Source organism: Stutzerimonas stutzeri KOS6 (assembly GCF_000307775.2).
Taxonomy (GTDB): domain Bacteria; phylum Pseudomonadota; class Gammaproteobacteria; order Pseudomonadales; family Pseudomonadaceae; genus Stutzerimonas; species Stutzerimonas stutzeri_B.
On sequence record NZ_KK020676.1, the window covers coordinates 1,807,861 to 1,811,242 of the forward strand.

Annotated in this window: 3 protein-coding genes, 3 tRNA genes and 2 rRNA genes (1 of these 8 cut by a window edge); all 8 read left to right on the forward strand. The window is 54.5% G+C overall.

Going from position 1 to position 3,382, the window contains the following annotated elements; translation table 11 throughout:
• Positions 1-108, forward strand: a 23S ribosomal RNA gene (locus tag B597_RS36385) (it extends 3,205 nt beyond the left edge of the window).
• Positions 109-241: 133 nt separating this feature from the next.
• Positions 242-357, forward strand: a 5S ribosomal RNA gene (gene rrf, locus B597_RS36390).
• A 123-nt stretch (positions 358-480) separates the two neighbouring features.
• On the forward strand, positions 481-1,431 hold the full coding sequence (gene birA / locus B597_RS36395) for a bifunctional biotin--[acetyl-CoA-carboxylase] ligase/biotin operon repressor BirA (protein ID WP_003292971.1): 951 nt from the start codon (positions 481-483) through the stop codon (positions 1,429-1,431).
• A complete protein-coding gene (locus B597_RS36400; protein ID WP_003292969.1) occupies positions 1,428-2,165 on the forward strand; it encodes a type III pantothenate kinase in 738 nt (245 codons plus the stop codon). Before birA ends, B597_RS36400 begins: the two co-directional genes overlap by 4 nt.
• A gap of 27 nt (positions 2,166-2,192) precedes the next feature.
• Entirely contained in the window at positions 2,193-2,864 is a 672-nt protein-coding gene (locus B597_RS36405) for an SPOR domain-containing protein (protein WP_024162107.1), read from the forward strand.
• Between the two features lie 140 nt (positions 2,865-3,004).
• A tRNA-Tyr gene (locus B597_RS36410) sits at positions 3,005-3,089 on the forward strand.
• A 25-nt stretch (positions 3,090-3,114) separates the two neighbouring features.
• Positions 3,115-3,188, forward strand: a tRNA-Gly gene (locus tag B597_RS36415).
• 24 nt (positions 3,189-3,212) lie between these two features.
• Positions 3,213-3,288, forward strand: a tRNA-Thr gene (locus B597_RS36420).
• Positions 3,289-3,382: the final 94 nt, after the last annotated feature.

The following is a 3,382-nucleotide window of genomic DNA, read 5'->3' on the forward strand; positions in this document are numbered from 1 at the left end:
TCGAGCTCCCTGAAGGGCCGTCGAAGACTACGACGTTGATAGGTTGGGTGTGTAAGCGCTGTGAGGCGTTGAGCTAACCAATACTAATTGCCCGTGAGGCTTGACCATATAACACCCAAACAATTTGGCTGTTAGACGGTAAGTCGACAAACAAACCGAAAATTTGCAAGAACACGCAATACCTGTATATCACATACCCAATTCGCTGCAGCGGCTAAACCCCGAGGCAGCAACCGAATTGCTTGACGACCATAGAGCGTTGGAACCACCTGATCCCATCCCGAACTCAGTAGTGAAACGACGCATCGCCGATGGTAGTGTGGGGTTTCCCCATGTGAGAGTAGGTCATCGTCAAGCTCCTATTACAAACCCCCGATCGGCTAACGCCGGTCGGGGGTTTGCTTTTGCGCGTCTAAAAAATGCGATGTAGGCACTTTGCGTGGGTATCGATATTATTCGGGCCTCGTTAAAGGGGGTGGCATGAACAGGCTTTTAAGGTTGCTCCAAGATGGCAGGTTCCATTCCGGGCTCGAGTTGGGCGAGGCGCTTGGGGTAAGCCGCAGTGCGGTCTGGAAGCATCTGCAGCGACTGGAAACCGAAACCGGGCTGCCACTGTATAAGGTTCCGGGGCGGGGGTATCGGTTGGCAGAGCCGATATCCTTGCTTGATGCGGATTTGCTAATTCCGCACTTTGAAGGGCTTCACTGGGGGCTGGTGGTCCATGAATCCGTTGATTCTACAAATGCCGAGGCTCTCCGGGCGTTGCAGCGCGGAGTGCCGGCCCCTTTCGTTGTGCTCACAGAGGCACAGACCGCCGGTAGGGGGCGTCGTGGACGTGCCTGGATAAGTCCCTTTGGGCTTAATTTATATTGCAGTCTGGTAATCAAGGTGCAAGGAGGCCCTCGTCAGCTCTCAGGCATGAGCTTGGTTGTGGGCTTGGCCGTGATGCAGGCGCTACGCCTGGCCGGCGTTGCTCAGGTTGGTTTGAAGTGGCCTAACGATGTTTATGCCGATGGAAAGAAGGTCGCTGGTGTGCTCTTGGAGCTAACCGGTGATCCCGCAGACGCATGTCATGTGGTGATCGGTATCGGTATTAACGTGAACATGCTCGTCGCCGAGGGCATCGATCAGCCTTGGACCTCTATGAGGTCATCAGTGGGTATGATCAATCGAAACGAGTTGGTCGTATCCTTGAGTGATCTGCTTAAGCGGTACCTGGATCGGCATGCTTCTCTTGGCTTTTCAGCGCTGAAGAATGAATGGGAGGCCAGCCACATATGGCAGTCTCGTGATTGTACGCTCAGTACTGGAGCGCAAGACTTCTCCGGGACTGTCTTGGGTGTTGATAATCAGGGGGCGCTTCGGTTGAACGTGAATGGCGAGGAGCGTTCGTTCAGTGGTGGGGAGCTTAGCTTGAGGCTGGCACGATGATTCTTGAGCTGGATTGTGGGAACACCCTGATCAAATGGCGGATATGCGAGCTGATTACGAATACGGTTGTCGCGCAGGGCTCCTCGTGTTTGGTTGATGATCTGGTTGCTGCGCTTTCCACTCTCTCTGAGGTGAGTATCTCTCGGGCAAGATTGGTGAGTGTGCGTAGCGACGAGCAGACGGAGTTGGTGTGTTCACGGCTTTCTCTTGCGTTGGGGATCCAGGTTTCCCGGGCAATGCCGACGCCGCAGCTTGGTGGTGTGGTTAACGGGTATATCGAATACGAGCAGCTTGGTATGGACCGTTGGCTGGCGATTGTTGGCGCCTATCAGGTCAAAGGTGGCCCAATGCTGGTGGTCGACTTGGGGACGGCTGTTACGGTTGATTTGGTCGATGCTCAAGGAAAACACCTCGGTGGGTATATTTGTCCAGGCATTTCCTTGCTTCGCCATCTGCTCAAGTCCCACACCCAGCGAATTAGATACTCCGAGGATGCAGGGGTGCATATCAGTGAGCTCGCCCCCGGGTGCTCTACTGCGCAGGCCGTTGAGCGGGGGTGCTTGATGATGCTGCGCAGTTTTGTTGATGCTCAGATCCAGCAGGCGCCGACTTATCTCGGCGATCATTTCGAGGTCTATGCTACGGGCGGCGACGCGGCGCTGATTGACGATATCGCCGGGGTGCGGTGTGTGCCGGATCTGGTGTTCCGTGGTTTGGCTATCGCCTGCCCCTAGTCGCTTCACTGAAGAGTCGAGATCTGCATGCGTTGGTTTTTTCTCCTGCTAGTGCTTTTGAATGCTTTCTTCTGGGTGCAGCACCAGTATCAGGCCCCCGTTCGGGTCAAGGAAGTGGCCCCGCTTGATGTTTACGGCCGTGCTAATGACGGCATCAAGCTGCTCAGTGAGTCGCAGCCTCTGGAGCGCAGGGAGGAGGTGGTGCCGGGGCATCAGGCCGAAGATACGTGTTTGTTTCTTGGGGGCTTCGATGAGGAGCGCGCTGCCGCCTCATTGGAGCAGAGGCTGCTGAGCCTGGATGTTCAGTCAGACCTCCAGGTGGTAGATACGGCTGGTAGTGTTGATTATTGGGTGTATCTGCCGCCTCTTGCCTCAAGGCAGGCTTCCTTGCGGCAACTTCGTGAGCTGCAAAGCCGCAGTATTGATAGCTACATAATTACGGTCGGTGATCTTGCCAACGGCATTTCGCTTGGAATCTTTTCGCGCAAGGACTCAGCTGAGGGCGTGGTTGCTCGCCTTCGAGAAGTGGACTACGTGGCATTGATGCGTGAGCTGCCGAGAATGCATCGTAAGTATTGGGTTCGGGTAGCTGCTGCGAGCCGTCATCAGGTAGGTGATGCGTTATTAAGTGCGCTGAAGGTGGATATGCCCGCATTGCAGCATCAGCAGATGTCTTGTGCAGTTGCATCTTCAGGTTAGTTTGCATAGAATGGCGCCCGCTTCGCAACGAGGGTAGATGTCTCGCTCGCGAAGCGGCTGTCAGTAAAGCTAACCTCAAGATTTATATGAGAAAATGCTTGACAGCTGGGTGGCAAGTGATGAAAATGCCGCCTCACTTTGGAGGGGTTCCCGAGCGGCCAAAGGGATCAGACTGTAAATCTGACGTCATAGACTTCGAAGGTTCGAATCCTTCCCCCTCCACCAGATTCAAGCGTAAGCTTCGGCGTTCGCGGGTATAGTTTAGTGGTAGAACCTCAGCCTTCCAAGCTGATGATGCGGGTTCGATTCCCGCTACCCGCTCCAGCTTCGATGGTTACGGATTGCTTCGCTCATGTAGCTCAGTTGGTAGAGCACACCCTTGGTAAGGGTGAGGTCAGCGGTTCAAATCCGCTCATGAGCTCCAAACATCAAAGGCAGATATGTGAATATCTGCCTTTGTTTTAATGGTGGCGTGACTAGCTCAATTCAACGATGGGAGACGGTCTCGATGGCTAAAG

What these genes read in the sequence shown, in the direction of transcription:
- birA (WP_003292971.1), top strand. Translation starts at nt 481, where the DNA reads ATGAACAGGCTTTTAAGGTTGCTCCAAGATGGCAGGTTCCATTCCGGG.
- B597_RS36400 (WP_003292969.1), top strand. Translation starts at nt 1,428, where the DNA reads ATGATTCTTGAGCTGGATTGTGGGAACACCCTGATCAAATGGCGGATA.
- B597_RS36405 (WP_024162107.1), top strand. Translation starts at nt 2,193, where the DNA reads ATGCGTTGGTTTTTTCTCCTGCTAGTGCTTTTGAATGCTTTCTTCTGG.